This window comes from Microcystis sp. M_QC_C_20170808_M9Col (assembly GCF_007095495.1).
Lineage (GTDB): Bacteria > Cyanobacteriota > Cyanobacteriia > Cyanobacteriales > Microcystaceae > Microcystis > Microcystis aeruginosa.
In genome coordinates this window covers 1-3,699 of the sequence record NZ_SFBZ01000333.1, presented here as the reverse complement: position 1 = coordinate 3,699, position 3,699 = coordinate 1, and the positions used below count along the sequence as shown (strand labels likewise).

Annotated in this window: 1 protein-coding gene and 2 pseudogenes; all 3 read left to right on the top strand. The window is 43.8% G+C overall.

Going from position 1 to position 3,699, the window contains the following annotated elements:
* Window positions 1-303 (top strand): annotated as a pseudogene (locus tag EWV68_RS21190) (flagellar assembly protein H); the annotation flags it as partial.
* Between the two features lie 71 nt (window positions 304-374).
* Window positions 375-2,999 (top strand): alanine--tRNA ligase, encoded by a 2,625-nt coding sequence (alaS, locus tag EWV68_RS21185; protein WP_287170947.1) that lies wholly within the window; start codon window positions 375-377, stop codon window positions 2,997-2,999.
* A gap of 70 nt (window positions 3,000-3,069) precedes the next feature.
* Window positions 3,070-3,582 (top strand): annotated as a pseudogene (locus EWV68_RS21180) (AAA family ATPase); the annotation flags it as partial.
* Between the last annotated feature and the right edge of the window lie 117 nt (window positions 3,583-3,699).

Sequence of the window (3,699 nt, the reverse complement as noted above, 5' to 3'; positions counted from 1 at the left end):
AATGTCCTGGAATTATTAATTAGTTGGCGGGTTAGTATGGAAATAAATAACATCCTAGAAACTGAAGATAGAGAGGTATTTATGACCTTATCTCAAACCTATCAGGAATGGAAGGAAGCCACTAAACGGGAAGGACTCGAACAAGGACTCGAACAAGGACTAGAGCGAGGACTAGAGCGAGGAAAACTAGAGGCTAAACTGGAATCTATTCCCCGTTTGCTTGCTTTGGGTTTAAGTGTGGAACAAATCGCTCAAGCTTTGGATTTAGACTTAGAACAAGTCCGACAAGCGGCGCGAGAGTAAAGGTGGAGAGTTAAAACGCAAAAATGCCACAATGGATAAAATAGGCATTTTCTGACTAACTGACATCTTCTATGAGTAACCACCTAAGCGGAAGCGAGATTCGCCAGCGATTTTTAGACTTTTTTGCGGCCAGAAACCATAAAATTCTCCCTAGTGCCTCTCTAGTCCCAGAAGACCCCACCGTTTTGCTGACTATTGCGGGAATGCTCCCTTTTAAACCGATTTTCTTAGGGCAAAAGACCCCAGAATTTCCCCGCGCTACCACTTCCCAAAAATGTATTCGCACCAACGATATCGAAAATGTCGGCCGGACTGCTAGACACCATACTTTTTTTGAGATGTTGGGCAATTTTAGCTTTGGTGATTATTTTAAAGAACAAGCGATCGCCTGGGCCTGGGAATTGTCCACAGAAGTTTTTAACCTTCCCCCCGAAAGATTAGTCGTTAGTGTCTTTAGGGAGGATGAGGAAGCTTTCGCTATCTGGCGCGATAAAATCGGTATTCCTGCCCATCGTATCCAAAAAATGGGCGAAGCGGATAACTTTTGGGTATCGGGTCCCACGGGTCCCTGTGGTCCCTGTTCGGAAATTTACTACGATTTTCACCCGGAATTAGGGGATAAAACCATCGATTTAGAGGATGATAGCCGTTTTATCGAGTTTTATAACCTCGTCTTCATGCAGTATAACCGCGACGCGGATGGCAATCTGACACCCCTGGCCAATAAAAATATCGATACGGGGATGGGTTTGGAACGGATGGCGCAAATCCTGCAAAAAGTCGCCAATAACTACGAAACTGACCTAATTTTCCCGATTGTCGCCGAAGCGGCCCGGTTAGCAGCCATAGACTACCAGAAAGCGGACGAAAAAACGAAAGTTTCCCTAAAAGTCATCGGCGATCATGTGCGTTCGGTAGTACACATGATAGCGGATGGTATCTCAGCATCGAATAATGACAGAGGTTACGTCTTGCGTCGTCTGATTCGCAGAGTAGTACGGCACGGGCGTTTAATCGGTATTGAAGGTCAATTTATCACCAAAGTGGCGGAAGTTGCGATCGCTCTTTCCGAGTCCGTCTATGGCAATGTTCGGGAACGAGAAACGGTGATCAAGGCAGAATTAGAGCGAGAGGAAGCGAGATTTTTAGAAACCCTAGAAAGAGGCGAGAAACTGCTCGAATCGATTCTAGAAAAAGAAAAAAGCCAGATTTCGGGAGTCGATGCCTTTACCCTTTATGATACCTATGGCTTCCCCCTGGAACTCACTCAAGAAATCGCCGAGGAGCAGGGTTTAAGCGTCGATACGGCGGGTTTCGAGCAGGAAATGAAAAAACAGCAGCAAAGATCGAAAGCCGCCCACGAATCCATAGATTTGACGGTACAGGGTAGTTTAGATAAGCTGGCAGAACATATTCACCCGACGGAATTTCTCGGTTATACGGATTTGCAAGCAACCGCAACAGTAACGGCGGTTTTAGTCGCCGGTAAAACGGTGGAATCGGCCGCAGCAGGCACTGAGGTGCAGGTAGTTCTCGATCAAACCCCTTTTTATGCCGAATCGGGTGGACAAATCGGTGATAAGGGTTATTTAACCGGCGATAATCTGCTTATCCGCGTGGAGGATGTGCAGAAAGAATCGGGGATTTTTATCCATTTTGGTCGGGTAGAGCGGGGAATTGTCACCACCGGCGATACAATTAATGCACAGATCGACCGTTCCTGTCGTCGTCGCGCCCAAGCTAATCATACCGCCACCCATCTGCTACAATCGGCCTTGAAAAAGCTTGTGGATGGGGGGATTTCCCAAGCAGGTTCCCTAGTCAGTTTTGAGCGCCTCCGTTTTGATTTTAACTGTCCTCGTCCCCTGACTAGCGCTGAATTGCAACAGGTGGAAGAACAGATTAACACTTGGATTGCCGAAGCGCATGACACCGAGATAGCGGTGATGGGATTGGAAGAAGCGAAGCAAAAGGGAGCTATTGCCATGTTTGGCGAGAAATACGGCTCAGAAGTGCGAGTTATCGATATTCCTAGCGTTTCTATGGAATTATGCGGGGGAACTCACGTTAAAAATACCGCCGAGATCGGTTTATTTAAAATCATCTCCGAGACGGGAATCGCTGCGGGAATTCGTCGCATCGAAGCGGTGGCCGGCCCTGCCGTGTTAGCATACCTGAATGAACGGGATCAGGTGGTGCGGGATCTGTGCGATCGCTTTAAGGTCAAACCTCTGGAAATTCCTGATCGCATTACGGCCCTACAATCGGAGTTAAAAGGCACACAAAAGCAGTTAGAAGCGGTTAAACAGGAGTTAGCACTAAATAAATCGGATGCTTTGCTATCTCAAGCTGAATCTATCGGCGAATTTAAGCTATTAGTCGCTTCTTTGGGCGATATTGATGCTAATGCTTTGATGGCCGCAGCCGAAAGACTACAGCAAAAATTAGGGGAAGGGGCGGTGATTTTGGCCTCGACTCCCGCAGCTGATAAAGTGAGTTTAGTGGCCGCTTTTAGTCCCCGGGTGATTAAAGATAAGGGTTTACAAGCGGGTAAATTTATCGGTGCGATCGCTAAAATCTGCGCTGGTGGTGGTGGTGGTCGTCCCAATTTAGCTCAAGCTGGGGGACGGGATGCTAGTAAGTTAAGCGAAGCTTTAGCTAAGGCCAAAAGTCAGTTAACTAGCAGTTTACAATAGTTTTAAGGGTGGACAAAATGTCCACCTTTAAAAAATTAGTTATTCTCTCGGTGTGATTGGTAAAAATAATATGGAACTACTGATCAAGAATTTGGGATCAATTAGAAATAATAATCAAGCTATAGATTTAACCAAGAATTTTTATACTTTTATTGGCTACAACAATAGTGGCAAAACCCTAGTTTCTCAGCTTTTATGGACAATTTTTAATAATGACAATATTAGAAAGTTTTCCGAAAATACCCAAATTGATTCTTTATTAATTGACTCGGAAAAACCTATTAAAAAAATTAGGATCAATCAAGAATTAATCGATGAAATTCTCAATAAATTTAGCCAGTTTATTGAAAAAGAAGTTGTTAATACTTATAATCTTGATGCCAGTATTAAAGAAACGATTATTGGTTCCAATAAATTAATTTTTCAAGCAAATATCAAAGAATTTAAAGAGACGACATTTAAAACAACTTTTTTGGTTCGTGTTGCAGGAAATAATGATCTGGAGTATTTACAGATTAGCAAGGGCAAAGGTAGCCTAACAATAAATATAAAAGAGAATAATATCCCTGAGAAAGTATTTGATGGCTCTTCGGGAATTGTTATGCAAATAATTAACTTAAAATAAAATTCGATGAGAGCGCCTACGCTCAAAAGTAGCTGAAATCCATACAGGGAAGGACTTAAGGCACAAACAGGTTAA